At 73.5% G+C, this 24,544-nt stretch carries 21 protein-coding genes; 9 read left to right on the top strand and 12 right to left on the bottom strand.

Translation table 11 applies throughout. The annotated features are described in order from the left end of the window. The first annotated feature begins 852 nt into the window (after positions 1–852). Positions 853–2,040, top strand: a complete 1,188-nt coding sequence (locus ACFRAR_RS01455) for a cytochrome P450 (protein WP_380693499.1) — start codon at positions 853–855, stop codon at positions 2,038–2,040. 102 nt (positions 2,041–2,142) lie between these two features. Here ACFRAR_RS01455 and ACFRAR_RS01450 read toward each other — a convergent pair whose 3' ends face one another. Together ACFRAR_RS01450 and ACFRAR_RS01445 are read right to left on the bottom strand one after the other, a co-directional pair. Beyond that, positions 2,143–2,838, bottom strand: coding sequence for an N-acyl homoserine lactonase family protein (locus ACFRAR_RS01450; RefSeq protein ID WP_380693389.1), 696 nt, complete (start codon positions 2,836–2,838; stop codon positions 2,143–2,145). A 68-nt stretch (positions 2,839–2,906) separates the two neighbouring features. Next, complete coding sequence (locus ACFRAR_RS01445; RefSeq protein WP_380693387.1) at positions 2,907–3,365, bottom strand: Lrp/AsnC family transcriptional regulator; 459 nt, start codon at positions 3,363–3,365, stop codon at positions 2,907–2,909. Positions 3,366–3,588: 223 nt separating this feature from the next. Between ACFRAR_RS01445 and ACFRAR_RS01440 the strand changes: the two genes are divergently transcribed. The 3 genes from ACFRAR_RS01440 to ACFRAR_RS01430 all read left to right on the top strand — a co-directional run bounded on the left by ACFRAR_RS01440 (position 3,589) and on the right by ACFRAR_RS01430 (position 6,441). Then, positions 3,589–4,218, top strand: a complete 630-nt coding sequence (locus ACFRAR_RS01440) for a LysE family translocator (protein ID WP_380693384.1) — start codon at positions 3,589–3,591, stop codon at positions 4,216–4,218. 22 nt (positions 4,219–4,240) lie between these two features. Further along, positions 4,241–5,695: a CoA transferase gene (locus ACFRAR_RS01435; protein ID WP_380693382.1), complete on the top strand. Its 1,455-nt coding sequence runs from the start codon at positions 4,241–4,243 to the stop codon at positions 5,693–5,695. 83 nt (positions 5,696–5,778) lie between these two features. Beyond that, positions 5,779–6,441 carry a DUF6461 domain-containing protein gene (locus tag ACFRAR_RS01430; protein WP_380693380.1) on the top strand — a complete coding sequence of 221 codons (663 nt, stop codon included), beginning with the start codon at positions 5,779–5,781 and terminating at the stop codon, positions 6,439–6,441. 115 nt (positions 6,442–6,556) lie between these two features. Here the strand turns inward: ACFRAR_RS01430 and ACFRAR_RS01425 are convergent, their stop codons facing one another. Continuing rightward, the gene (locus ACFRAR_RS01425) at positions 6,557–7,156 is read right to left on the bottom strand and encodes an HdeD family acid-resistance protein (protein ID WP_380693378.1); all 600 of its coding nucleotides are present in this window, start codon (positions 7,154–7,156) and stop codon (positions 6,557–6,559) included. A 238-nt stretch (positions 7,157–7,394) separates the two neighbouring features. On the opposite strand from ACFRAR_RS01425, the gene ACFRAR_RS01420 reads away from it, so the two are divergent. Next, positions 7,395–9,206, top strand: a complete 1,812-nt coding sequence (locus tag ACFRAR_RS01420) for an NAD-binding protein (protein WP_380693376.1) — start codon at positions 7,395–7,397, stop codon at positions 9,204–9,206. A gap of 183 nt (positions 9,207–9,389) precedes the next feature. Here the strand turns inward: ACFRAR_RS01420 and ACFRAR_RS01415 are convergent, their stop codons facing one another. From ACFRAR_RS01415 to ACFRAR_RS01375, 9 genes are all read right to left on the bottom strand, one after another. Then, positions 9,390–10,175 carry an enoyl-CoA hydratase gene (locus ACFRAR_RS01415; RefSeq protein WP_380693374.1) on the bottom strand — a complete coding sequence of 262 codons (786 nt, stop codon included), beginning with the start codon at positions 10,173–10,175 and terminating at the stop codon, positions 9,390–9,392. A gap of 144 nt (positions 10,176–10,319) precedes the next feature. After that, positions 10,320–13,034: a pyruvate dehydrogenase (acetyl-transferring), homodimeric type gene (aceE, locus tag ACFRAR_RS01410; protein WP_380693372.1), complete on the bottom strand. Its 2,715-nt coding sequence runs from the start codon at positions 13,032–13,034 to the stop codon at positions 10,320–10,322. Positions 13,035–13,226: 192 nt separating this feature from the next. Next, on the bottom strand, positions 13,227–13,844 hold the full coding sequence (locus ACFRAR_RS01405) for a GntR family transcriptional regulator (protein ID WP_380693497.1): 618 nt from the start codon (positions 13,842–13,844) through the stop codon (positions 13,227–13,229). Positions 13,845–14,017: 173 nt separating this feature from the next. After that, the gene (locus ACFRAR_RS01400; RefSeq protein WP_380693369.1) at positions 14,018–15,103 is read right to left on the bottom strand and encodes an enoyl-CoA hydratase/isomerase family protein; all 1,086 of its coding nucleotides are present in this window, start codon (positions 15,101–15,103) and stop codon (positions 14,018–14,020) included. Between the two features lie 250 nt (positions 15,104–15,353). Then, positions 15,354–16,574 (bottom strand): fumarylacetoacetase, encoded by a 1,221-nt coding sequence (fahA, locus tag ACFRAR_RS01395; protein ID WP_380693367.1) that lies wholly within the window; start codon positions 16,572–16,574, stop codon positions 15,354–15,356. After that, positions 16,571–17,539: a hypothetical protein gene (locus ACFRAR_RS01390; RefSeq protein ID WP_380693365.1), complete on the bottom strand. Its 969-nt coding sequence runs from the start codon at positions 17,537–17,539 to the stop codon at positions 16,571–16,573. Before ACFRAR_RS01390 ends, fahA begins: the two co-directional genes overlap by 4 nt. Further along, positions 17,536–18,738 (bottom strand): homogentisate 1,2-dioxygenase, encoded by a 1,203-nt coding sequence (locus tag ACFRAR_RS01385; RefSeq protein WP_380693363.1) that lies wholly within the window; start codon positions 18,736–18,738, stop codon positions 17,536–17,538. The genes ACFRAR_RS01390 and ACFRAR_RS01385 overlap by 4 nt, the downstream gene beginning before the upstream one ends. Before the next feature lie 59 nt (positions 18,739–18,797). Next, the gene (hppD, locus tag ACFRAR_RS01380; RefSeq protein WP_380693361.1) at positions 18,798–20,012 is read right to left on the bottom strand and encodes a 4-hydroxyphenylpyruvate dioxygenase; all 1,215 of its coding nucleotides are present in this window, start codon (positions 20,010–20,012) and stop codon (positions 18,798–18,800) included. A gap of 231 nt (positions 20,013–20,243) precedes the next feature. After that, positions 20,244–21,602, bottom strand: coding sequence for a phosphoribosyltransferase family protein (locus ACFRAR_RS01375; protein ID WP_380693359.1), 1,359 nt, complete (start codon positions 21,600–21,602; stop codon positions 20,244–20,246). Between the two features lie 385 nt (positions 21,603–21,987). On the opposite strand from ACFRAR_RS01375, the gene ACFRAR_RS01370 reads away from it, so the two are divergent. The 4 genes from ACFRAR_RS01370 to ACFRAR_RS01355 all read left to right on the top strand — a co-directional run bounded on the left by ACFRAR_RS01370 (position 21,988) and on the right by ACFRAR_RS01355 (position 24,435). Beyond that, complete coding sequence (locus ACFRAR_RS01370) at positions 21,988–22,365, top strand: hypothetical protein (RefSeq protein ID WP_380693357.1); 378 nt, start codon at positions 21,988–21,990, stop codon at positions 22,363–22,365. Further along, positions 22,362–22,784 carry a hypothetical protein gene (locus ACFRAR_RS01365; RefSeq protein ID WP_380693355.1) on the top strand — a complete coding sequence of 141 codons (423 nt, stop codon included), beginning with the start codon at positions 22,362–22,364 and terminating at the stop codon, positions 22,782–22,784. Before ACFRAR_RS01370 ends, ACFRAR_RS01365 begins: the two co-directional genes overlap by 4 nt. Positions 22,785–22,819: 35 nt before the next feature. Beyond that, positions 22,820–23,491, top strand: coding sequence for a hypothetical protein (locus tag ACFRAR_RS01360; RefSeq protein WP_380693353.1), 672 nt, complete (start codon positions 22,820–22,822; stop codon positions 23,489–23,491). Between the two features lie 233 nt (positions 23,492–23,724). Continuing rightward, positions 23,725–24,435 (top strand): response regulator, encoded by a 711-nt coding sequence (locus tag ACFRAR_RS01355; RefSeq protein ID WP_380693351.1) that lies wholly within the window; start codon positions 23,725–23,727, stop codon positions 24,433–24,435. The last annotated feature ends 109 nt before the right edge of the window (positions 24,436–24,544 follow it).

Genomic DNA, 24,544 nt, shown 5'->3' with positions numbered 1-24,544 from the left:
CGCCCGCTCCGTACCGCACCCTCCGGTCATGGCCGGTTCCGTGCCGTGAGACCATGCCCGGCCACTCGCCGCCCGGCCCGTCGGATCGATGCCGGTGACCGGGTTCGGCCCGGGTATCGCACCGGCGCGCCGACCCGACCAACCGCTCGTAGGACCATCGGGGCGGTTTGACAGCGCCGAGCGCCTGCTCACTAAATGTGCTCCACCCAGTGCGGTGCGTACCGGGACGATGCCATCCAGAAGTAGGGAGGTCCGGTCTTGAAGACCCCGACGGATGCCTCGGCGCCCATCGCCGACACTGCCGAGTCCGCTGTCACCACGGAGCCGACGGTCCCGGCACAGGCGACTGCCCCGGAACAGGCGGCTGCCCCGGCCAAGGCCGATGGCCTCGTCGAGCGGCCCGACCCGGCCGAGGCCGAGACCGGGGCTGAGGCCGAGACGCCGACCGAGCAGGTCGCGCGGGGCGAGGCCGTCGAGCAGACCGGCTCCGTTCAGGCCGCCGAGTCCGCTGAACCCGCCCGACCGACCGGCCCGGCCGCGGCCGCCGACCAGGCCGAACCGAGCATTGCGGCGAAGGCCGAGGGGCCGACGAAGACGACGAAGACGACGAAGACCGAGGCGTCGACGGGGCCGGCCGAGGCCGCCGACCTGTCCGAGCGCGCCGACGCCGTCGACCCCGTCGACCTCGCGGACCCGGCCGAGGTCGACGAAGCGGCCGAGCCGGCCGATTCGGCCGAGTCCACCGATACGCCGACGGCCGAGGAGCCGACCGACCCCGCCACCGGGGCCAAGCCCGCCGTCGGGGCCGAACCCGCCGCCTCCGCGGACCTCGCCGACCCCCGGTTCTGGCAGCTGCCCGCCGCCGACCGTGCCGCCGCCTTCGCCGAGCTGCGCCGCCGCCCCGCCCCGGTGTTCTTCGGCGACCGCGCCACCGGCCGGGGCTTCCACGCCCTGGTCCGCCACGCCGACGTGGTCGAGGCCAGCCGCACCCCCGCCGTCTTCCTCAGCGGCCCCGGCGTGACCACCCCCGTCCCGACCCGCTGGGTCCGGCTGCTCTTCGGCGACTCGATGGTCAACCTGGACGACCCCCGCCACGCCCAGTTGCGCAAGATCGTCTCGCGGGCCTTCACCCCGCGACTGCTGGACCAGGTCGAGGAGGACGTCCGGCGGATCACCACGGACCTGGTCGACCGGATCGAGCGGGAGCGGCCGGAGGACTTCGTGACCGCGGTCGCCGCCGAACTCCCCTTCCAGGTGATCTGCACCATGATGGGCATCCCCGAGGAGCCGCGCCGCACCATCCTCGACCTGGTCAACCGCACCTCCGAGGACACCGGAGTGGGCCGCCCACTGCGCCGCAGGCTCCGGGTGCCGGGGCGTGGGCTGCGGGCGCTCGCCCGGATGCAGGGCGTCGTCGCCGGGATCGGTCGCCAGCGCCGTCGGCGGCCGGAGGAGGACCTGATCTCCGCGCTGGTCACCGCCGACGTGGACGGCCGCCGACTCACCGGGCGCGAGCTGGGTGCCTTCTTCAGCCTGCTGCTGGTGGCCGGGGTCGAGACCACCCGCAACGCGCTGGCCCACGGCCTGCACCTGCTGACCGTCAACCCCGAGCAGCGCGAGCTGCTGCTCGCCGACCTCGACGGGTCGCTCGACGGCGCGGTGGACGAGATGGTCCGTCACGCCGCGCCGATCATCCAGTTCAACCGGACCCTCGCGGTCGACCACGAGCTGGGCGGCCCGGGCGGCCACCTGCTGCGCGCGGGCGAGAAGGTCGCCCTGTTCTACGGCTCGGCCAACCGGGACGACGAGGTCTTCCCCGACCCGGACGCCTTCGACATCACCCGCACGCCCAACCCCCACCTCGGCTTCGGCGGGGGCGGTCCGCACTACTGTCTCGGCGCGCACCTGGCCCGGCAGGAGATGACCGTGCTGTTCCGCGAGCTGTTCACCCGCCTGCCCGAGGCGCGGTCGGTCGGCGAGCCGGAGCTCGTCCCGTCCAGCTTCGACCACCGGGTCCGCTCGCTGCGCTTCACCTTCTGACAGGCCGAAGCCAGGTCGAGCCGGGCCGGTCCGGGTGGCACCTGGCCGGGTCCTGGCCGGGGCCGGGCCGGAGCAGTACCCGGCTGCGGTGAGGGGCCGCCGCTATCCGGTCGGCTCCCACACCGCGTGGTCGTGCGCGAACAGCACCCGCCGTGGCGCGTGCTCCGCCATCTGGTCGAGCCAGGCCCGGTACCCGGGCAGCGGCGCGGCCACGCCCTCGCGCGCCGCCCGCCGGGCGAGCACCGCCTGGCCGTACTCGGAGGCGAAGTCGTAGGCCTGCCCGGCCAGCAGGACCGGCCCACCGCCCGGGCGGTCGACCAGCAACGACTGGTGGCCCGCGGTGTGGCCGGGGGTGGGCAGCACCCGCACACCCGGCCAGACCTCCTCCTCGCCGTCCAGCTCGCGGTACTCGGCGCCGGGGAAGTCGACCAGCGCGTCGATGGTGTGACCGCCGCGCCGGGCGGTGGTCAGCTCGTCGGCCTGGACCAGCACGGGTGTGCCGGCGAACAGCGGGTTGCCACCGCAGTGGTCGAAGTGCAGGTGGCAGTTGACCACCAGGTCGATGTCGGTGACGGCGACCCCGGCCGTCGCGAGCGCCTCCGGCAGCGGGCGGCGGACCGGACGGTAGTGCGCCTCGGTCTCCGGCTCGCCGCTGCCGATCCCGGTGTCGAACAGCAGCAGTCCCTCCGGACGCCGGACCAGGTACGCGAGCACCGGTTCCACCCGCGGCTCCGGACCTCCCACCTCGGCGGCCGGCCGGACGAAGTACCCCAGGTCGAGACGGCGGATCACACGCAATTCAGCCCCCCATGTCGCAGTGCGTCGCTCTGCCCGTACGGGCAGTCGCACAGGCCCCGGTTCGCACCCTACCCGCCGACCGGTAGCCCCCGGTCGGCCTTCACCCGCTTCATCGTCAGATGCGAGTTGACCTGCGCGATGCCCGGCAGGCCGGAGAGCACGTCGGTGATGAAACGCTCGTACGCGGCTATGTCGGCCACCGCGATCCGCAGCAGGTAGTCCGGCTCGCCGAACAGGCGGTGCGCCTCGACCACCTCGGGCAGCTCGGCCACCCGGCGTTCGAACTCGGCGACCGTCACCTGGTCCTCGTGACGCATGGTGATCGTCACGAAGGGCTGGAAGCCGCGCCCGACCGCCGCGCCGTCCAGCACCGCCCGGTAGCCACGGATCACGCCGTCCTGCTCCAGTTGGCGCACCCGGCGCAGGCAGGGGGAGGGGGTGAGGTCCACCCGGGAAGCCAGCTCGGCGTTGGTCAGACGCCCGTCCTGCTGGAGCTCGCGGAGGATTCTGCGGTCGATTCGGTCCATGGCGCAACATTCTGCCAAAACGCCGCCCTGACCGGCATGAAGTGGCCATCGCATGCCAGCCCGATCCGGCTACCTTCAGTGACCGCACCGGTTGCCGGGGTGCCCCGGCCCGCCGGCGGGACACCCTCCGCCCTCCGCTGCGGTACTCCGGCCCACCGCCGGAACACCCCCGGCCGACCGCCGGGCCCCCACCACGACGAGCACGACAGGCACGCCCACGCCCATGGACACCCACGCCCTCCTCCTCTTCCTCGGAGTCGACCTGCTGCTGGTCTGCACCCCGGGCCCCGACTGGCTCTACATCGCCGCCCGCGGCCTCGGCCAGGGCCGGCGCGCCGCGCTCACCGCGGTCGGCGGGGTCTGCGCCGGGTACGCCGTCCACACCCTGCTCTCCAGCGCCGGACTGGCCGCCGCGCTGCGCGCCGTCCCGGCCGCTCTGCCTGTGCTGCGCCTCACCGGCGCCGCGTACCTGCTGGTGCTGGCCGTCATGATGCTGCTCGCGCTGCGCAAGGGCGGGGGCGCGGCCGCTCTCGCCGAGCCCAAGCCGCAGCCCACCGCGACGGTGCTGCGCCAGAGCATGCTGACCGCGCTGCTCAACCCCAAGGGGCTGTTGCTCTACCTCTCCCTCGTGCCGCAGTTCGTCGACCCGGAGGCCTCGCTGCCGGTCGGCGGGCAGGTGCTCGCGCTCGGCTCGCTGAACGTGCTGGCCTGCGCCGTGGTGTACGGGCTGGTCGCGCACGCCAGTGGGCGCCTCGGCGGCCGGTTCGGCGGCACCCCGCAGGCGGCCCGCCGGATGACCGTGGTCTCGGCGGTGCTGCTGATGCTGGTGGCGGGCGTCACAGCGAGCGCCTGAGAAGGGGAGCACAATGCCGGACATGACAGATCGTCCGCTGCCCGCAGACATCGCCGGAACCGCCGGAACCGCCGGAACCGCCGGCGCCGTTGGATCGGCAGGCGCCGCCGACGGCCCCACCGCCCACGCCTGGACGGCCCTCGGCGGACCGGCCGAACTGCTGGAGCGGGTGGCCTTCCACGGCCCGGAGGACGTCCTGCCCTCCGGGCTGCCGGTGCGCCAGCTGGCCCGGGCCACCGTCGCGGTCTGCTCGCTGGCCGCCGCCGAGCTCGCCGCCCATCGCGCCGGCGGCCCGTCGCCCGTCGCTGCCGTCCGGGTGAACCAGGGCGCGGTCGCCACCGCCTTCATCAGCGAGCGACACCTGGCGGTCGACGGCCGCACGCCCGTCAGCTTCACCCCGCACTCCGGCTTCTGGCGCACCGCCGACGGCTGGGTGCGCACTCACGCCAACTACCCGCACCACCGTGCCCGGCTGCTCTCCGCCCTCGGCCTCGCCGCCGACGCCGGGCCCGAGCGGCTCGCCGAGGTGCTCGGGACGCTGCCGGCCGAGCGGGTCCAGGAGCGCGCGTACGAGGCAGGGGCACTCGCGGTGGCAGTCGCGCCGGTGAGTACGGCTGGGCACCCCCTGGTGGAGCACCTGGAGGTCGGTGCCACGGCCCGGTCCGCGCCCGTCCGCCCGCTCGCCGGGGCCCCGGTGGACCGGCCCGCCGCCGGGATCCGGGTCCTGGACCTCACCCGGGTGATCGCCGGACCGGTGGCCACCCGGACCCTCGCCCTGCTCGGCGCCGACGTCCTGCGGATCGACTCGCCCCGGCTGCCCGAGGCCGAGGACGCCCACGCCGACACCGGCTTCGGCAAGCGCTCCACCCGCCTCGACCTCGCCGAACCGGCCGACCGCGCGGTCTTCGAGGAACTGCTCGCCACCGCCGACGTCGTCGTCAGCGGCTACCGCCCCGGCGCCCTCGACGCCCACGGCCTCAGCCCCGACGCGCTGTTCGCCCGCCGACCGGACCTGATCCTCGTCCAGCTCTGCGCCTGGGGCTGGACCGGCCCCTGGGCCGGGCGGCGCGGCTTCGACAGCCTGGTCCAGGCGGGCGTCGGCATCGCCGGCCACGAGGCCGCCCCCGCCGGCCGTCCGGGCGTGCTGCCCGCCCAGGCCCTCGACCACGGCACCGGCTACCTCATCGCCGCCGCTGTCCTGCGCGCCCTCACCGACCAGCGCACCCGCCGCCCCGGCGGCCGCCACCTGCGCTTCTCCCTCGCCGGTACGGCCGACTGGCTGCTGCACGGCATCGAACCGGAGGCGCCGCGGGCGACTCCGGACGAACCGTACGACCCCTCCCACTGGCTGGCCGAGACCGACTCCGCGTACGGTCGGCTGCGCCACGCCCTGCCGCCGATCGGGTACGACGGCGCGCCCGCCGACTGGTCGCGCCCGCCCGGGCGTTGGGGGACGGACGAGCCGGTCTGGCTGTGACGAGCTGCTCCGGCTGTGACGAGGCGCTCTGGCGGGGACAGCCTCGGTGAGCGGTGTCCGAGGCGTCTGGCAGCATCCCCGTCATGACCGCACACGCCACGGACTACACCTGGTTCGCCGAGCGCTACCCCGTCCTGGGTGAGGCCTACTGCCTCACCCAGGTCCAGGGGATCTCCGCCGACGAGCTGCTGCGCCGGTTCGACGCCCTGCCCGGCCGTGAGGTCACCGGGCTGGACGCGGTGATCGCGGCCTGGGAGTCCTTCGAGGACGGAGAGGCCGAGGGAGACGAGGACGACGAGGGAGACGAGGAGACCGGGGGGCTGTCCGACTCCGAGGGCGACCGGCTGTTCGTGGCGGTCGCCGAACTCGGTGGCTGGGCGCTCGGCGTGGAACCGTTCGGCTACCTCGGCACCCTGGACGAGCTCGTTCCCCGGCTCGGCGAGGGCACCCGAATGGTCTCGCACTTCCGCAACTCCATGGCGGTCGACCACTTCCACTGGTGGGAGCACGGCAGTCGGCGACTTCACTTCGAGCCGCTCTTCCCCGGCGAGCGGGACGGCTCGGACGCCGACGCTCCGGGCATCCCCGAACTGCTGACCGCCTGCGGTTTCGAGCTGGAGACGGAGGCGCGCGAACTGCACACACCGGCCGCGTTCGCCCTCGCCGAGCGGCTGACCGACGTCCGGCTCGGTCCGGACCGCCTGGAGGCCGCCACGTTCCGGATCGGCTACGCGTCGCGCCCGTGACCGGCCGCGCCCGTGACCGGCTGGGCCTGCGACCTGCCGCGCCCGGACCTGCCGCGCTCAGCTGTGAGGCCGTGCCCCGGTGGGACACGGCCTCACAGCGGCACGGGTGGAGGTGTCAGGCCCCCGACGGGATCTGCTTGGCCCGGCTGCGGACCTGCAGCGCCGTCACGATCTCGACCAGCCCGAGGATCACCAGCCAGCACCCGGCCAGCACGGTCAGCGCGGCGATCGACCCGACCGGCCACACCATCAGCAGCACGCCGGCCAGGGTGTTGGCCACGCCCGCGAAGGCCTGCCAGCCGCGGGCGGGCATCAGCGGGTCGGAGATGGCGGCAGCGAGCTGGGTGATGCCGCGGAACAGCCAGCCGATCCCGATCCAGAGGGCGAGCAGCAGCAGGGACTGCACGGCGCTGCGGAAGCAGAGCAGCCCCAGCAGTACGCAGATCGCGCCGCTGATGAAGGCCAGGACCCGCAACGCGGTGGTGGAGTGGGTGCCGAACGCGGCGACCAGCTGGACGATGCCGATCACCAGCAGGTAGAGCCCGAACAGCACGCCCACCACCAGGAGCGTCTCCTTGGGCCAGACGAAGACCACGATTCCGAGGGCCAGCGAGGCGAGTCCGGCGACCAGCAGGACCTGCCAGGCGGCCTTGGCGAGCAGTCCGAGCGGGCCCTGGACCGGGGAACCGTCGGGGGTGATGATCGGGGAGACCACGGTGGCGTACTCCTCGGGTTGATGCCGGGCGAGGGGTCGCGGCCGACGTGTGACGCGCGGGTCGGGTGACGCGCGCGGCTCACGAGTCGTCCGGGGCGGCCGGCTGGCGGGCAGGGAACGAACCCCAGCCTCTCCGCGCCGAGATCGGACCGCGCGCCGGATACGGCCGTTCGGGTGATTCATGGCGGTCGCCGGAACGTCATGTTCCGGACATTTTCCATCGATACCATCCTTCGATATGACTTCTGAAGGGTGGGGGACCCCTCCGGTCGAACCGATCAGCCAGCACTACATCGTCTGCGGAGGCAATGCGCTGGCCCATCGACTGGTCCTGGAGCTCGTCGAACACTACGACGTGCCGGTGGTCGTCCTGGTCGCCGACCGGACCCGCGACCACGCGCCGCAGATCGAGCAACTCTCGGGTGTCGCCGCGGTCGTGGAGTACGCCAGCGTCACCGAGGAAGCGCTGCGGGCGGTGTCCATCGGCACCGCGCGCGGTCTCGCCCTGGTCGAGGGGAGCGACCAGGAGAACATCCACGCGGCACTCAGCGCCCAGAACCACAACCCGGACATCCGCATCGTGTTCCGGATGTTCAACCAGCGGCTCGGCGAGAACATCGAGCGGCTGCTCAAGAACGGCGCCGCGCTCTCCGGATCCGCCACCGCCGCCCCGGCCTTCGCCTCGGCCGCGCTCGGGCGGCCCAACTCGGTAGAGATCGAAGGGCGTTACCTGCACATCGCGTTCGACGACGACATCACCTCGGACCGGATCTGCGTGGTCGCCGACCACATCGACCGGCAGGACGTCGGCAGGATGCGGCTGCTGCCCGAGCAGCGGGGGGACTCGGCCGACTTCGTGCGGCTCGCCAGCGAGTTCGGCGACGACGGGCCGATCCGCGCGGGCGGCGTGCGGCGCGAACCGGTGCCACCGGCCGCCCCGGAGGCGGAGCAGGGCGGCAGAGCCGCGCTCCAGGTGCTGCGGATCGAGCCCCGGGAACCGACCGACTGGACCCGTCGGCTGCGCTGGCGACTGCTCGACACCATGCGCTTCTTCACCAGCGCCCGGATGCGGCTGGTGCTGCTCACGGCCCTCGCGGCGGTGCTGCTGGCCTTCGGGGTGCTGTGGTACCTCAACCGGAACTTCGGCTGGACCGTCTACATCGCGCTGCTCGATCTGGCCGGCGCCGCCCAGCCGGACCAGCTGTCCGACATCGCCTCCGGGACGGGTACCGGAGGGTTCTGGCAGCGGGTCGCGCAGGTGGTGATCACCATCTGCGGGATCACCTTCGCGCCGGTGGCCACCGCCATCGCGGTCGAGGTGTTGGGCTCCGGGCGGCGCGGGCAGCCGCGCAACCCCGGGGCGGGCACCCGGGACCACGTGATCGTCGTCGGCCTCGGCAACGTCGGCACCCGGGTGGCCACCCAACTGCACGACATGGGAGTGCCGGTGGTCTGCATGGAACGGGACCCGCAGGCGCGCGGCGTGGCCGCCGTACGAGCCCTGGGGATTCCGGTGGTGGTGGGGGACGGTCCGTTCGAGCAGCAACTGCGTCGGGCGCGGCTGAAGCACAGCCGGGCGCTGGTCGCGGTCAGCGGGGACGACGCCACCAATCTGGAGGCGGCCCTCGAAGCGCGCCACGGAAATCCCGAAGTCCGGGTGGTGGTGAGGCTGTTCGAGGACGACTTCGCCAGTCACTTCTACCGGACGCTGGACAACGCGGCCTCCCGATCGGTGTCCTACCTGGCCGCGCCGGCCTTCGCGGCGGCGTTGATGGGGCGCGAGGTGCGGGGCACGCTGTCGGTGCTCCGGCACGTGCTGCTGATCGCCGAGCTGAAGGTGGAGGACGGCAGCGGGCTGATCGGGCTGAACCGGCACGACCTGGAGGACCCGGGCGGCGTCCGGGTGATCGCCGCGCGCTTCTCCCACGGCGGGCCGTTGCAGTGGAACTTCCCGGACCGCACCCGGCGGCTCGCCCCGGGCGACCAGATCGTGGTCGCCGCCACCCGCAGTGGGCTCGCCCGGCTGAACACGGTGGCGGTCGAGGAGTGAGTGCGGGGGAGGGATGAGTGTGGGGGAGGGGTGAGGGGCCGGCGGCCGAGGGACGGCGGCCGACGGCTGATGACTGGCCGGCCGACAGGCGACAGAGTTCAGCTGACAGATTTCAACATCTGAAATCTGAAAGCTGAACTCTGTCAGCGCCGTCAGCCGTCAGCCGTCAAGCGTCCGGCCCCGTCAGCGGTTGGTGAACTCCGGCGGGCGCTTCTCGGCGAAGGCCGCCATGCCCTCCTTCTGGTCCGCCGTGGCGAAGGCCGCGTGGAAGAGCCGGCGCTCGAAGCGGACGCCCTCGGCGAGGGTGGTCTCGAAGGCGCGGTTGACGCTCTCCTTCATCATGATCGCCGCCGGGGTGGACATCGCCGCGACCGTCTCGGCGGTGGCCAGCGCCTCGGAGAGCAGCTGGTCCGCCGGGACGATCCGGGAGACCAGCCCGGCCCGCTCGGCCTCCTCGGCGCCCATCATCCGGCCGGTCAGGCACAGCTCCATGGCCTTCGCCTTGCCGACCGCCCGGGTCAGCCGCTGCGAGCCGCCGATGCCGGGGATGACGCCGAGCTTGATCTCCGGCTGCCCGAACTTGGCGGTGTCCGCCGCCAGCAGGATGTCGCACAGCATCGCCAGCTCGCAGCCACCGCCCAGCGCGAAGCCGGCCACCGCGGCCACCACCGGCTTGCGCAGCGCGCCGAGCCGGTCCCACGGGCCCAGCCAGTCGTCGAGGTAGACGTCCGGGAACCGGTTGCCCTGCATCTCCTTGATGTCGGCGCCGGCCGCGAAGGCCTTCTCCGAACCGGTGATCACCAGACAGCCGATCTCCGGGTCCCGGTCGAAGGCGGTGGCGGCGGCCACCACCTCGTTCATCAGCCGGGTGTTGAGCGCGTTGAGCGCCTTGGGCCGGTTGAGCGTGATCAGCCCAACCCGGCCCTTGCGCTCGACCAGGATCGTCTCGTAGGTCTCGGTCTCGGTCATCGCCGTCGACTCCCATTTCCGCTGCTCGGCGCCGCGCGGGCGCGCCCTGACCACCCAACGATCTACGACGCGCCCCGCCTCGCGCCAGTCTTGGTATGCGAGACGCCGGTCACCAGACAGCGGCGGGGGCGGGGCCGCGGCCGGTCAGAACCGGACGCCGTAGCGCTCGGCGGCCCGCCGCGCGCTCTCCGCCGTGACCTCGCCCCGACGGGCCAGCGCGGCGAGCGCCGCGACCGTCACCGACTCGGCGTCCACCCCGAAGTGGCGTCGCGCCGCCGCCCGGCTGTCCGAGAGGCCGAAGCCGTCGGTGCCCAGCGAGGTCCACTCCTGCTCCACCCAGGGACGGATCTGGTCCGGCACCGCGCGCATCCAGTCGCTGACCGCCAGCACCGGTCCGGGCGCCCCCGCCAGCGCCCGGGTCACGAACGGCACCCGGGCCGCGGCGCCGGTGCCGGCCGCCGCCTGCGCCAGGTTGGCCGCGTCGCTGTCCAGGGCCTCGCGGCGCAGTTCCGTCCAGGAGGGTGCGGACCAGACGTCGGCCGCCACGTTCCACTCCTCGCCGAGCAGGCGCTGCGCGGCCAGGGCCCAGCGCACGGCGGTGCCGGAGGCGAGCAGTTGGAGCCGCGGTGCGTCGGCGGGCAGCGCGGCCGACAGCTCGGCGGCTTCCGCGGTGCGGTAGCGGTAGAGACCGCGGAGGATGCCGTCCAGGATCTCGTCGCCGGCCGGGAGTGCCGGCTGCGGCAGCGCCTCGTTGTAGACGGTGAGGTAGTAGAACACGTCCTCGCCCAGCGGGTGCTGCTCGCTGCTGCCGTACATCCGGCGCAGGCCCTCGCGGACGATCGCGGCCACCTCGTAGCCGAATGCCGGGTCGTAGCAGAGCGCCGCCGGGTTGGTGGAGGCGATCAACTGCGAGTGTCCGTCGGCGTGTTGAAGGCCCTCGCCGGTCATGGTGGTGCGGCCGGCGGTGGCGCCGATCAGGAAGCCGCGCCCCAACTGGTCGGCCAGTGCCCACATCTGGTCGGCGGTGCGCTGCCAGCCGAACATCGAGTAGAAGATGTAGAACGGGACGACCGGCTCGCCGTGGGTGGCGTACGCGGTCGCGGCGGCGGTCAGTGAGGCCATCGAACCGGCTTCGGTGATGCCCTCGTTGAGGATCTGGCCGGTCGCCGACTCCTTGTAGTGGAGCAGCTGGTCGCGGTCGACCGGGTCGTAGGTCTGCCCCAGCGGGGAGTAGATCCCGGCGGTCGGGAAGAGCGACTCCATGCCGAAGGTGCGCGCCTCGTCCGGGACGATCGGCACCCAGCGGTGGCCGGTCTCCTCGTCCCGCATCAGGTCCTTGACCAGTCGGACGAAGGCCATGGTGGTGGCGATCTCCTGGCTGCCGGAGCCCTTGAACAGGGTCGCGAAGGGCTTGCCCGGCAGCTCGGGCAGCGGGGTGAAGCGCACCCTCCGGGCGGGTGCGGGACCGCCGAGGGCGGCGCGGCGTTCGCGAAGGTAGCGGGCCTCCGGCGAGTCCGCGCCGGGGTGTGCGTACGGGGGCAGCTCACCTTCCAACGCAGAGTCCGGGATGGGGAGTTCGAGCAGGTCGCGCATCGCCCGGAACTCCGGCCCGGAGAGCTTCTTCATCTGGTGGTTGGCGTTGCGGGACTCGAAGCCGGGGCCGAGCGTCCAGCCCTTGACGGTCTGCACCAGTACCACCGTGGGTGCGCCCCGGTGCTCCAGCGCCGCGCGGTAGGCCGCGTACACCTTGCGCGGCTCGTGGCCGCCCCGGGAGGTGGCGACGGTCTCGACGAGCCGCCGGTCGTCCAAGGTGTCGATGAGCGCCCGCAGTTCGGGCGAGCCGTGACCGAGGTGCTCGCGGATGTACCCGGCGTCGGAGGCGGCGTAGGTCTGGAACTGTCCGTCCGGCACCTCGCCCAGGCGGCGGACCAGTGCGCCGGTGGTGTCGCGGGCCAGCAGGTCGTCCCAGGCCTCGCCCCAGAGCGACTTGACCACGTTCCAGCCGGCCGCGCGGAACCGGCGCTCCAGCTCCTGCACGATTTTGCCGTTGCCGCGCACCGGCCCGTCCAGGCGTTGCAGGTTGCAGTTGACCACGAAGGTGAGGTTGTCCAGCTCCTCCCGCGCGGCCAGGGCGAGCGCGGCGGTGGCCTCCGGCTCGTCCATCTCGCCGTCGCCGAGGAAGGCCCACACGTGCGAGCCGGAGGTGTCCTTGATCCCGCGCGCGGTCAGGTACCGGTTGAACCGGGCCTGGTGGATGGCCGAGAGCGGCCCGAGGCCCATCGAGACGGTCGGGAACTCCCAGAACCAGGGCAGCCGGCGCGGGTGCGGATAGGAGGGCAGGCCGTCGCCGCCGGCCTCCTGGCGGAAGCGGTCCAGCCGGTCCTCGGAGATCCGGCCCTCCAGGTACGCGCGGGCGTAGACGCCGGGCGCGGCGTGGCCCTGCACGTACAGCTGGTCGCCGGAGCCGTCGGCCTCCTTGCCGCGGAAGAAGTGCTGGAAGCCGACCTCGTACAGCCAGGCGGCGGAGGCGTAGGTGGCCATGTGCCCGCCCAGGCCGCCGCGGTGGTTGCCCCTGGTCACCATGGCGGCGGCGTTCCAGCGGTTCCAGGCGGTGATCCGGCGTTCCATCTCCTCGTCGCCGGGGAACTCCGGTTCGGCGGCGGTGGGGATGGTGTTGACGTACGGGGTGTCCAGCAGCGGAGGGACGTCGAGGCGCCGCAGTTCGGCGTGTTCGACGAGGCGGCGCAGCAGGTGGGCGGCGCGGTGCGGTCCACCGAAGTCGCGGGCGGCGTCCAGGGACGCGCGCCACTCCGCGATCTCCTCGGGGTCCTGGTCGGGAAGCTGGTCGAGCTGGGACACGGGTGGTTCCCCTTCATCGGTACGCTTCAGGGTGCTGATTCCGGGATGCGGAATAGCTTTTCTCTCCATGGAACTCTTTGGACCGTAGGGAGTGGTCGGATCGCCCGTCAATGGGTACTCGCGAGTAGTTTGAGCGATGATCGATCATCTTTATGCGAACTCATGACGCTCCCGAACGACCGCGCCGATGACTCAGCCGGAGTGCCGGGCGTACGCCAGGACGTGTTCGGCCAGCAGTCGGCCCACCTCCGGGTCCTGACGGCGGAAGGCTTCGATCAGCGGCCGGTGGTCGGCGGCGTTCTCGTGCAGCTCCGGCCGGATCCGGTGCAGCGACAGCACCGTCCACACCTCGACCCCGAGGCCCTCCCAGGTCCGCAGGAGCGTCCCGTTGCCGGACGCGGCCACGACCTCGTGGTGGAAGGCCACCCCGTGCCGGGCCTGGCCGAGGGCGTCGCCGGCCGCCGCGGCCGCCGCCATCCGCTCCGCGTGCCGCTCCAGGGCGGTGGTGTCCCCGGCCAGCCGGACCACCGCCGACTCGGCGGCCAGCCGCTCCAGCGCCGCCCGCACCTGGTAGACCTCGCGCAGCTCGGCCGGGCCGATCTCGCGCACCCGCACGCCCCGGTTGGGCTCGGCGTCCAGCAGCCCGAGCGCCTGGAGCGCGCGCAACGCCTCGCGGACGGGCGCCTGGCTGACGTTCAACTCGACCGCCAGGCGCCGCTCGACGATCCGGTCACCCGGCTGCCAGCGGCCGGTCAGCAGACCCTCCAACAGCAGCCCGCGCACCTGCTCGCCCAGCGGCACCCGGGACAGCGGGTCGGCGTTCGGGCCGGCGTGGCCGGTGGGGGCGGTGCGGGCGGTGCGGGTGTCGGGGGCGGTAGGGCCGGTGTGGCCGGCGGGGTCGGCTCCGTCGGCCGGGGCGGACGGCTGCGCGGGGTGGTTCACGGCGGGCTCCAGGTGTGCCGGTGGGGGAGTCGGGGCCGGGGTCAGGCCAGGCCGAGCTCGTCGCCCTCGCGCGGGGCGAAGTAGCGGGCGACGTCCGCCTCCGTCACCTCGGCCAGCGTGGCGGGCTCCCAGCGGGGAGCGAGGTCCTTGTCGATCACCTGGGCGCGGATGCCCTCGACCAGGTCGTGGCTGTCCAGGGCGGCGCACGAGACCCGGTACTCCTGGTCGAGCACCGCCTCCAGCGAGGCCAGCGTGCGGGCGCGGCGCAGCGCGGCCAGGGTGGCCTTGACGGCGGTGGGGGAGTTCGCCAGGACCGCTTCGGCGGCCTCCTTCGCCTCCGGGACGCCGGAGTCGAACAGGCGGTCGACGATCTCCTCGACGGTGTCGGCCGCGTAGCAGCTGTCGATCCAGGCGCGCTGGTCGGCCAGGGCGGCGGGCGGCGCGGGCTCGGCGTGCGCGGCGACCAGGCCGTCGACCGGGCTGTCGGCCTCGGTGGTGCCGCTCGCGGCCGCGTCCGCGGTGCTCCGGCTCAGGGCGGCGAGCAGGTCCGGGATGCGTACCGAGGGCACGAAGTGGTCGGCGAACCCGCACAGCAGGGCGTCGCCCGGCCCCATCGAGGCGGAGGTGAGGCCGAGGTGGGTGCCCAGCTCGCCCGGGGCGTGGGCGAGCAGACGGCTGCCGCCGACGTCGGGGACGAGGCCGATGCGGGTCTCGGGCATCGCGACCCTGGAGCGTTCGGTGACGATCCGTACCGTGCCGTGGGCGGACACCCCGACGCCACCGCCCATGGTGATGCCGTCCAGGACCGCGACGTACGGCTTCGGGTAGCGGGCGATCAGGGCGTTCAGGCGGTACTCGTCGCGGAAGAACGCCCGGGCGCCGGCCCCGCCGGCCTTGGCTTCGTCGTGCATCATGCGGACGTCGCCGCCCGCGCACAGGCCGCGCTCGCCGGCGCCGGTCAGCGCGACGGCGCGTATCCGGTCGTCCGCGGCCCAGTCGTGCAGGGTGGTGCGCAGGGCGGAGACCATGTCGCGGGTGAGCGAGTTGAGCGCCCGCGGGCGGTTCAGCACGATCCGTCCGACGCCGCCGTCCAGGAACGCCCGGACCTCCGCCACCTGTGCGCTCATCGGGCCCGCTCCCGTCCCTCGGCGGCGCCGACGTCCGTCGGCGCCGGTCGATGTCAGCCGATTCCTCGGCCCACCGTACCGGGGAGGCGGGGAGTTGTGATCACCGCGCGAACAGATGACAGCTGACAGATTTCAACATCTGAAATCTGTCAGCTGTCATTCGTCATCCGTTACCTGTCATCTGCCGCCCGCAGACGTGCAGACGTGCAGACGCGCAGACCCGCGGGCCCGCGGGCCCAACGAAGCCCCCTCAGCCCCGTACGCGCCCGGTAACCTCGCCGAAGCCGATCACCGCACCGTCCGGCCCGGGAGCCGTGGCGGTGATGACGACCTCGTCGCCGTCCTCCAGGAACGTCCGGGTCGTGCCGTCCGGAAGCTTCAGCGGCTCCTCGCCGTTCCAGGTCAGCTCGATCAGCGCGCCCCGGGTCTCCGGCTCCGGCCCGCTGACCGTCCCGGAGGCGAACAGGTCGCCGGTGCGCAGCGAGGCGCCGTTGACGGTCATGTGGGCCAGCTGCTGCTGCGCCGTCCAGTACATGGTGGCGAACGGCGGCCGGGAGACCGGGTGCCCGTTCAGCCGGACCTCCATGGCCAGGTCCAGGCCCCACGGCTCGCCGCCCCGGTCGTCCAGGTACGCCAGCGGCTCGACGTCGCGCTCCGGCGGCGCCACCCGGGCGTGCTCCAGGGCGTCCAGGGGGACGATCCAGGGCGAGACCGAGGTGGCGAAGGACTTGCCGAGGAACGGGCCGAGCGGTACGTACTCCCAACCCTGGATGTCCCGTGCGGACCAGTCGTTGAGCAGGCAGACGCCGAACACGTGCTCGCGGAAGTCGCCCAGCGTGACCTGCCGGCCCAGCTCCGACGGGGTGCCCACGACGAAGCCGACCTCGGCCTCGATGTCCAGCCGGCGCGTCGGCCCGAAGGTCGGCGCGGCGTCGGCGGGTGCCTTGCGCTGCCCGTGCGGCCGCACCACCGGGGTGCCGGAGACCACGACCGTGCCCGCCCGCCCATGGTAACCGATCGGCAGGTGCTTCCAGTTGGGGGTGAGCGGCTCCGTGCCGGGGCGGAGGATCCGGCCCAGGTTGGTGGCGTGGTGCTCCGAGGCGTAGAAGTCGACGTAGTCGGCGACCTCGAACGGCAGGTGCAGCTCCACCTCGTCCGCCGGCAGCAGCACGGGCGACAGCGCCTCGCGGAAGGACTCGTCCGTGAGCCAGGTGGTGAGGTCCGCCCGGACCCGGGTCCAGACCGGACGCCCGGCCGCCATCAGCGGGTTGAGCGAGTCCGCGTCCAGCAGCTCCGACGGCGCGCCGGCCGCGCGGGCGGCCGCCCCGGCGTCCAGCACGAAGTCCCCGACGCGCACGCCGATCCGGCGCCGCCCGGGCTGGTCGGCGGCGGTGAAGACGCCGTACGGCAGGTTGTGCACGCCGAACGGCGAGTCCTGGGCGCTGGCGAGCCAGCAGCGGGGGGTGGTCAACGGTCCTCCTGGTGCGGTGAACTGGGCGACGGGAGCAGGCCGAGCGCGGCCAGGTCGTCCAGGGGCTCGGTGATGCTACAGGTGCCGAACGCGGTGAACGAGTTGCGGATCACCGTGACCTGACGGTCCGTCAGTGCGCGGACCGCCTTGGCCAGCACCTCGCCGTCGCGCTCCGCCAGCACCGCCGCGGCCGCGGCCCGGTCGGTCTCCTGCGCGGCCAGCAGCACGTTCAGGAAGCCGTGGTGCTCGAAGCCGGTCTCCGGGTCGGTGTGCCGGACGGCGTTGTGCAGCCCGGCCGTGCACTTGTAGGGCAGTCCGCGCTGTGCGCAGCCGGTGAGGAAGGCGGCCAGCTCCTCCTCGTCCGGGAACGCCGCGGCGACCAGCCCTCCGGTGCGGAACTTCGCCCGGTACGGACTGTTCACCAGCACGTCCAGGACGTCGTCCAGCCCGTCGCCGCGCAGGAGTTCGCGCGGCACCTCGATGGCGGCGGGGACGTCCGGCGGCAGCAGCAGGTCCAGTGCGGCCACCGCCTCGGCGGCGTCCCGGGTGGCCAGCTCGACGCCGGCCAGCTCGAACGGTGCGGCGGCGGCGAGCGCCGGGGCGAGCTCGGCGCTGCCCCCCGGCAGCACCAGCCCGACCTTGAGCGGCGGGTCGCCCGCCGCCACCGATCCGTCCGCCCCCGCCGTGCCCCCCTCGACCCCGGCGGCCGTCACCGCCGTGGCACCTCCGGCCGCGGAAGTGCCCGCGGCCTCGGGGGAGTTCGTGACCGCCGCGGCCAGCTCGCCGAGCCGGCCCGCCCCGCAGAGGAACGGGCCGACCGCCTCGGCGTACCAGGCGGCGCGGTGCACCCGGTGCGCGGGCACCGCCTGGACGACCGGCAGGTTCCCCGGGGGGAACACCGCCGCGTCGTCGAACAGGCCGCGGAACAGTTCGGGAATCGTGACCAGCGGAGACAGCGCGCTCATCGCCCGGGCCCCCGACCGGACCAGGTCCAGGCGTAGTTGGGGTCCTCGCCGGCCCGGCCGCCCTCGCCGAGCTCCAGCGGGCGGAAGGTGTCCACCATGACGGCCAGTTCGTCGAAGAACTCCACGCCGATGCTGCGCTCGTACGCTCCCGGCTGCGGCCCGTGGGTGTGCCCGCCCGGGTGCAGCGAGATGGAGCCCTGGCCGATGCCCGAGCCCTTGCGGGCCGCGTAGTCGCCGCCGCAGTAGAACATGACCTCGTCGCTGTCCACGTTGGCGTGGTAGTACGGCACCGGGATCGACAGCGGGTGGTAGTCCACCTTGCGCGGAACGAAGTTGCAGATCACGAAGCCGTCGCCCTCGAACACCTGGTGGGCCGGCGGCGGCTGGTGGACCCGGCCGGTGATCGGCTCGTAGTCCTTGATGTTGAAGGCGTACGGGTACAGACAGCCGTCCCAGCCGACCACGTCGAAGGGGTGGTGCGGCACGGTGTAGCGGGTGCCCGAAACCCCGTTCGGGCCGCGGTGCTTGACCAGCACGTCGACGTCCCCGGGGGTGTCGGCCAGCAGCGGTCCGACCGGTCCGCGGAAGTCCCGCTCGCAGTACGGCGCGTGCTCCAGCAGCTGCCCGTACTTGGACAGGTAGCGCTTGACCGGGCTGATGTGGCTGTTCGCCTCGATGCAGTACGCGCGCAGCGGCTCGTCACCGGCCGGCACCCAGCGGTGGGTGGTGGCGCGCGGGATGATCACGTAGTCGCCCTGCCCGACCTCGATCGAGCCGAACACCGTCTCGAGCGTGCCGGAACCGGACTCCACGTACACGCACTCGTCGCCGAGCCCGTTGCGGTAGAGCTCGCTCGGGGCCCCGGCGGCGACGTACGAGAGCCGTACGTCGCCGTTGCCGAGGACGAGCCGCCGGCTGCTGACGACGTCCGCGGACTTCCAGTCCTGGTCCGCGAACAGCGAGTGCAGCTTGAGGTGGCGGGGGAGGAGGGGATGGTTGGGCACGGTGGACTGGTCCGGCAGCTCCCAGGGCACCGCGTTGACCACCGCCGAGGGGATGCCCCGGTGGTAGAGCAGTGAGGAGTCCGAGGAGAACCCCTCCTCGCCCATCAACTCCTCGTAGTAGAGCCCGCCTTCGGGGGTGCGGTGCTGGGTGTGCCGCTTGGGCGGGATGCTGCCCAGCTGCCGGTAGTACGCCATCTCCTTGGTCCTCCTCGACCGTTCGTCAGTGCCGGCGCCGAATCAGGGTCGGCCGACGCTCACAGGTTGCCGCGGCGGTCCTGCTCGCGCTCGATGGACTCGAAGAGCGCCTTGAAGTTGCCCTTGCCGAAGCCGAGCGAACCGTGCCGCTCGATGAACTCGTAGAAGACGGTGGGGCGGTCGCCGATCGGCTTGGTGAAGATCTGGAGCAGGTAGCCGTCCTCGTCGCGGTCGACCAGGATGCCGCGCTTCTTCAGCTCCTCGATCGGCACCCGGACCTTGCCGATCCGCTCGCGCAGCTCCGGGTCGTCGTAGTAGGCGTCCGGGGTGGTGAGGAACTCCACGCCGCGGGCCCGCAGCACGTCCACGGTGGTGAGGATGTCGTTGGTGGCGAGCGCCATGTGCTGGCAGCCGGGGCCGGTGTAGAACTCCAGGTACTCGTCGATCTGGGACTTCTTCTTGGCGACGGCCGGCTCGTTGAGCGGGAACTTCACCCGGTGGTTGCCGCTGGCGACGACCTTGGACATCAGCGCGGAGTAGTCGGTGGCGATGTCGTCGCCGACGAACTCGGCCATGTTCACGAAGCCCATGACGCGGTTGTAGAACGTCACCCACTCGTCCATCCGGCCCAGCTCGACGTTGCCGACGGCGTGGTCGAGGGCCTGGAAGAGGCGCTTCGGCGAGCCCTCCGGGTGGGTGACCTTGCTCTGAGCGACGACGTAGCCCGGCAGGTACGGGCCGTTGTAGCGGGAGCGGTCGATCAGGGTGTGGCGGGTCTCGCCGTAGGTGGCGATGGCCGCGCGGCGCACGGTGCCGTTCTCGTCCGAGACGTCGTTCGGCTCCTCCAGGATGGTGGCGCCGGTGGCACGGGCGTGCTCGATGCACTTGTCGACGTCCGGGACCTCCAGGGCGAGGTCGACGACGCCGTCGCCGTGGCGGTGGTGGTGGTCGAGCAGCGGGCTGTCCGGGTGGACGCCGCCCTTGATCACGAAGCGGCAGGAGCCGGAGCGGAGCACGTAGGCCTTGCGGTCGCGGCGGCCGGTCTCCGGGCCGGAGTAGGCGACCAGCTCCATGCCGAAGACGACCTGGTAGAACTGGGCCGTCTGGGTGGCGTTGCCGACCACGAAGACGACTGCGTCCTGGGCCGTCACCGGGAACGGGTCGGCGGCGGCGTCGTGCTCGACGAGCCCGACGAGGCGGCGCAGCTGGTCGGCGTCAAGACCGGCCTCGCGCTCCTCGGGGGTCAACTCAAGGGCGTGGGACTGCGGGGTCATCGCTCGTTCCTCCACTTCGGGCCTCGGCGTCGAGGCTTCCGCTGGATCGCGACCGCACCGCGAACGGGTGGGCGGTGTGGTTGCGGAGAGCTTGCTACTGTCGGAGGGGTTGGGCAACAGGTCGCTTTTTGACTGCTCAATGTGTACAAGCTGATCAGAAAATCCCGCTGTCGGCTGCGCAAAATGCGCTGCTGACCGGGGGTGATGCCCGAGGTCTGCGCAATGGGACGCTCACGCACCTCCGGGGCCGGTGGGGCGCGGGAGATGGCGGAGGAACCAGTCCGAGGCCAGCTCGGCGACCCGGTCCAGGGTCCCCGGCTCCTCGAACAGGTGGCTCGCGTGCGGCACCACCGCGAGCCCGGTCTCGCAGCGCAACCCGCTCCGGGCCTGCCGGTTGAGGTCGAGCACGGCGGGGTCCAGTGAGCCGACGACGAGCAGCGTCGGGGCGCGCACCCGGGCCAGCGTGTCCGGCGGGGCGAGGTCCGGGCGACCGCCCCGGGAGACCACGGCGCGCACGGCCGGCCCCAGCTCGGCGGCGGTGTGCAGCGCGGCGGCCGCGCCGGTGCTGGCGCCGAACAACCCGAGCGGCAGGCCCGGCGTCTCGGGGACGGCGGCCTCCCCGCCACCGTCCCCGCCCAACTCGCGGGCGACGGCGGTCAGCCGGGAGCCCAGCAGCGCCACGTCGAACACGTTCCGCCGGTCGGCTTCCTCGGCCTCGGTGAGCAGGTCGAACAGCAGCGTGGCCAGCCCGGTGCGGTTCAGGTAGTCGGCGACGTGCCGGTTGCGCGGGCTGTGCCGCCCGCTGCCACTGCCGTGCGCGAAGACGACGACCCCGCGCGCCCCGGCCGGGACGGTCAGCCGGCCCGCGAGACGGACCCCGGCGACGGACAGCGACAGCTCGCGGTCGATCCCGGCACCGGCCGCGGGCGGATCGTCGGCGGCCTCGGCGAGCAGCCGCAGCACCTCCGCGTCCTCGGTCTGCGAGAAGTCGGCGTAGAACTCGCCGATCGCGAAGAACGGGGACGGCGTGGCCACGCAGACCAGATCGTCGGCGACCTCGTCGAGGCGCTCGGTCCAGTCCGGGGGCGCGACCGGCACGGCGAGCACTACCCGCGCCGCGCCGCGCTCCCGGACGATCCGGCAGGCCGCCCGGGCGGTCGAGCCGGTGGCGATGCCGTCGTCCACCACGATCACGGTGCGCCCGCGCAGGTCGGTGGGCGGCCGGTCGCCCCGGTAGCGGCGGGCCCGGCGCTCCAGCTCGGCGCGCTCCGTGCGCTCCACCTCGGCCAGCTGCTCGCCGGTCACCGAGGAGAACCGGATGACCTGCTGGTTCAGCACCCGGACGCCGCCCTCACCGATCGCCCCCATGCCCAACTCGGGCTGGTAGGGCACGCCGAGCTTGCGGATCACACAGATGTCCAGCGGTGCGCCGAGCGCCGCCGCGACCTCGGCCGCCACCGGCACCCCGCCCCTCGGCAGCGCCACGACCACGGTGTCGGGGCCTGCCACCCGGCCCAGGAGGGCGGCCAGCCGACGGCCCGCCTCGGTGCGGTCGGCGAAGCGGGCGAACTGGGTTCCGGTGACGTGCACGACACGGCCTCCGGTTCCACCGTACGTCGTTCCGGGCGGCTCCGGGCGGCTCGGGGTGGTCGCCGACGGGCGTGCGGGCGGGGTGCGGACAGTGGGCGTCGGCGGGGTGTGGGCAGTGGGTGCGGGCGGGGTGCGGGCGGGAGTGGGAAGAGCGCCGGAAACCTGCCGGGACGGGGCCCGGGATCGGCGGGATCGGTTCGGGATGGGGCCGGGACGGGGCCGGGATGGGACCGGGATTCCGGCTGGGATCGGGCTGGGATCGGGCTGGGATCGGGCCGGGAGCCGAACGGGACGACACCCCCGTGCGGCCGGGACAGCGGGCGGCGCACGGTGGATCGCAGAGACGGACCGCAGAGCCCGCCCGCGGCCGGAAGGAGCGCCCGTCATGTCGGGAACCGTCATCACCGACCTGCGCCGCCGAGGCGCCGTCGACCCCGGCCGCCTGCTCGCAGGACCGCTGCGCGGGGTCGGCCTGCAACGACTCGACCCGGGTCACCGGACCGAGGTGGCCGCCGACGGCGTCGAGCACGCGCTCTACGTCACCGCCGGCTCCGGGCTCGCCGAACCACCCGAGGGCGCCGTGCACCCGGACGGTTCGGACCGCTCCGAGCACGCCGACGCCGGCCTGCCGCTCGTCGAGGGCACCGCCGTCGTGCTGCCGCTCGGCTCCCGGACCGTCCTGACCGCCGGAACGGCCGGGCTCGAGTACTTCCACGCCCTGCTGGCCGTCCCGCCCTCCCCCGAAGGAGGTGACCCGAGGTGATCGTCACCACCGACACCGGCGCCGCCATGGTCGTCATCGGCCCGAACGGCGAACGCGTACGCATCCGTTCCCTGGCCCGGCGCCCGATGCTCGCCAGCCCCTGCGAGGCCTTCGACCACCTGCGACTGAGCCCGGGAGCCCACCACACCCTCCCGGGCCGGCCCGACACCGAGACCGTCCTGCACGTGCTGCGCGGCGCCGCCGTCATCGGACAACCCTCCGACGAGCCGGACCACTTGGCCTCGGAAGGAGACCTGCTGCTGGCCGGCCGCGGCCGCGCGCTGCACCTCGAAGCCGGACCGCTCGGCGTGGAACTGCTCTGCCTGACCCTCGCCGTCCCCCGGCACTCCGCCGACACCCGGGCCGCCCTGGCGCGCCGTCGTGCCGCCCGCCGCGCCGCCCGCCGGGACCGACCCTGACCGGCCCCGGCCGGATCCGACCGAGGAGCTCCGTCGTGATACTCGTCCCCGCCGCCGTCCCCCGCACCGCGCCCGCCTTCCAGCGGCTGATCGACCCCGAGCATCGGCCCGCCGTCCGCGCCGCACTCACCGTCGAAGCGCTTCCACCGGGTGTCGGCGTCGATCAACTCCCGCACGAGTCGGTGGAGTCGGTGACCGTGGTGCTCTCCGGCCGACTGTTCGCGGCCGGCCGCATCCTCTCCCCGGGCGAGGCCCTGCACCACCGCCCCGGCACCTCCTGCCGGCTCACCGCCGTCCGCGGCACCCCGACCACCGTGCTCACCGTCCGTCCCACCCGCGCCCCCGCCCGGGCCGCCATCCCGGCCCAGCGATCGGACTCGGCACCCGCCCGGAACTGGCGGCAGGTGGAGGTGTGCGCCGTCCGCGTCGACCCCGACGCCACCTACGGACCGTACACGGACCGGGCGGCCGACGCCTTCCTTCTGCTTCTCTCCGGCCCTGCCGTCTTCCTCGGCGACCTCGGCGAAGTGCCGCTCCTCCCCGGCGACTTGGTCTACCTCCGGGCGGGCGAGCGGTACGGCCTGAGAACCGGCCGCCGCGGCCCGGCCACCGCCGTCCTGGGCCGTGTCGGCGCCCCCGGCGCCGGACCGGGGGCGGAACGGGACGGCAGGCCCATGCACTTGGGGCAGGCCGATCCGCAGAGTTGAGAACAGGGCGATCGACCTCGATCGGCCACTTCCATCGGAGTGCCGACTCATGGCCACGAGAAGCGGCTCGGCCGGCGCGACGCCGGCCCTGGGGAGCCCCGAGCACCGGTGGTCCGGTGTCCCGGGCGCCTGGGGCACCGGTCTCGGATCCTGGCGCACGGGGGCCGACACGCGGAGGGACTCACGAGCACGTCACGGAAAGTCACGCGATCGACGCTGATAGTGTCGCCCGCGTGGATGAAGAAGAGCCGGTCGATCCTCCGGATCCCAGCGGGGGCGGGCCCGTCCGTGTGCTGATCGTCGACGATCACCCCCTCTTCCGGGAGGGGCTCAAAGCGGCACTGGAGAGCGCCGAGGGCATCGTGGTGGTCGCCGAGGCCGAGCGGGTCGGCGAGGTGTCGGAGGCGGTCGCCCGGTCCCGGCCCACCGTAGTGATCATGGATCTCTCGCTGCCCGACGGCTCCGGGCTGGACGCCGTCCGGCACCTGGCCACCCGGGAGGCGCCGCCGCCGGTGCTGATGCTGACCATGTCGGACGACGACGGGAACCTGCTCGCCGCGCTCCAGGCGGGCGCGCGCGGCTACCTGGTCAAGGGCGCCGGGCGCGAGGAGGTGCTGCACGCGGTCCGGACGGTCGCGGCGGGCGGCGCGGTCTTCGGCGGTGAGGTGGCCGGGCGGATCACCGCCCTGCTGGCCGGGGCGCGGATGCGCGAGGCGGGACAGCTCTTCCCCGAGCTCACCGCCCGCGAGGCCGAGGTGCTGGACCTGGTCGCGCGCGGGCTGGACAACCGGCGGATCGCCCGGGAGCTGGTGGTCGCGGAGAAGACCGTCCGCAACCACATCACCCACATCTTCGAGAAACTCCACGTGGCCACGCGCGCCGAGGCGGTCGCCCGGGCCCGCGACATGGGCCTCGGTGACGGCCGGACCTCTCCGGAGAGGTGAACCGGGGGTGGGGGGGCCCCCCCCCCCCCCCCCCCCCCGGGGGGGGCGCGCCCCCCCCGCCGCCCCGCGGGGCCCCCCCCGCGCCCCCGCGCGGGAAAAAAAAAAAAAA

This window comes from Kitasatospora sp. NPDC056651 (assembly GCF_042792155.1).
In the GTDB taxonomy this organism is placed as follows: Bacteria; Actinomycetota; Actinomycetes; order Streptomycetales; family Streptomycetaceae; genus Kitasatospora.
The sequence above is the reverse complement of the archived record's forward strand: the minus strand, read 5'-3'. Positions and strand labels throughout refer to the sequence as shown.

Excerpts from the sequence above, each read along its gene's own strand:
- ACFRAR_RS01440 (WP_380693384.1), top strand. The coding sequence starts at position 3,589 with ATGGACACCCACGCCCTCCTCCTCTTCCTCGGAGTCGACCTGCTGCTG.
- hppD (WP_380693361.1), bottom strand. The coding sequence starts at position 20,012 with ATGACCCCGCAGTCCCACGCCCTTGAGTTGACCCCCGAGGAGCGCGAG.
- ACFRAR_RS01435 (WP_380693382.1), top strand. The coding sequence starts at position 4,241 with ATGACAGATCGTCCGCTGCCCGCAGACATCGCCGGAACCGCCGGAACC.
- ACFRAR_RS01385 (WP_380693363.1), bottom strand. The coding sequence starts at position 18,738 with ATGGCGTACTACCGGCAGCTGGGCAGCATCCCGCCCAAGCGGCACACC.
- ACFRAR_RS01390 (WP_380693365.1), bottom strand. The coding sequence starts at position 17,539 with ATGAGCGCGCTGTCTCCGCTGGTCACGATTCCCGAACTGTTCCGCGGC.
- ACFRAR_RS01430 (WP_380693380.1), top strand. The coding sequence starts at position 5,779 with ATGACCGCACACGCCACGGACTACACCTGGTTCGCCGAGCGCTACCCC.
- ACFRAR_RS01370 (WP_380693357.1), top strand. The coding sequence starts at position 21,988 with ATGTCGGGAACCGTCATCACCGACCTGCGCCGCCGAGGCGCCGTCGAC.
- ACFRAR_RS01445 (WP_380693387.1), bottom strand. The coding sequence starts at position 3,365 with ATGGACCGAATCGACCGCAGAATCCTCCGCGAGCTCCAGCAGGACGGG.
- ACFRAR_RS01415 (WP_380693374.1), bottom strand. The coding sequence starts at position 10,175 with ATGACCGAGACCGAGACCTACGAGACGATCCTGGTCGAGCGCAAGGGC.
- ACFRAR_RS01400 (WP_380693369.1), bottom strand. The coding sequence starts at position 15,103 with ATGAGCGCACAGGTGGCGGAGGTCCGGGCGTTCCTGGACGGCGGCGTC.
- ACFRAR_RS01420 (WP_380693376.1), top strand. The coding sequence starts at position 7,395 with ATGACTTCTGAAGGGTGGGGGACCCCTCCGGTCGAACCGATCAGCCAG.